Genomic DNA, 900 nt, shown 5'->3' on the forward strand with positions numbered 1-900 from the left:
GAACAGTGCTTTATTTGATATAATATTAAAAAAGAATGAAATGAATTATTTAGACAATAAGAATATTATTGAGGTTTCAAATTATTATCATGAAAGAATTAATAATTTAGTAAATAAAAATTATTTACTTGATTCAAAAAGATTCCTAGAAAAATCTCTAGAAGGAAAACGTATAAAACACGAAATGGCATTAGAGATGGGAATACTTGACGCCATTCAGAAGAATAAAACTTTGTTTGGTAAATGGGACTATTTAAGTCATCAAGTAATTGCTTCTCCCTTTAAGCCAATAGACTACATGGATAAAATGGATGTTTTTGGATACAGATTTATTGAGGGCTATAATACAATTTCAAAATATTTAATGATTGAAATAAAAAGTGGCATAGCATCAATTGAAGTACTAAATCAGGCAATGAAATATGTAGATTGGATAGGAAATGAATATTCACATGATTATGAGATGATTGAAGCATATATAGTTGCTTTAGATTTTACTGAAGAAGTATTACAAACCAAAAATAAGTTTGCTAGACGTATGTATACAATTGGAAGAAACCCAGTTGAGACGAAAGAATGGGTAAACTTAAAACTTATACAATATGAATTTCTTGATAACGAATTAAAATTTAAAGAATTAGAATAAGAACAAAGGTTTTCTTATTCTAATTACTATACTTAGCTTTGTAGCTTATAGGTTTTAGATGAAGTTGATTTTCTAAATCACCATTTACAATATAAAACTTTCCTGTATTATTTATTACGTCATATTCATATATTCTGAATAAGTAATATTTATCATTTTTTAATTTTTTCGTTTGTCAAAATAAGCTAGACAATTCCTCATCTTCGATGAAACTCATAAATACTTCCAATGGTGTTTTATAGCCCAGCGATTTT

Annotated in this window: 1 pseudogene; it reads left to right on the forward strand. The window is 26.3% G+C overall.

Features of this window, described 5'->3' with window-relative positions:
• Positions 1–646, forward strand: a pseudogene (locus CD152_RS11320) (hypothetical protein); the annotation flags it as partial.
• Positions 647–900: the final 254 nt, after the last annotated feature.

The sequence above is a fragment of the Macrococcoides caseolyticum genome, assembly GCF_002902665.1.
In the GTDB taxonomy this organism is placed as follows: Bacteria; Bacillota; Bacilli; order Staphylococcales; family Staphylococcaceae; genus Macrococcoides; species Macrococcoides caseolyticum.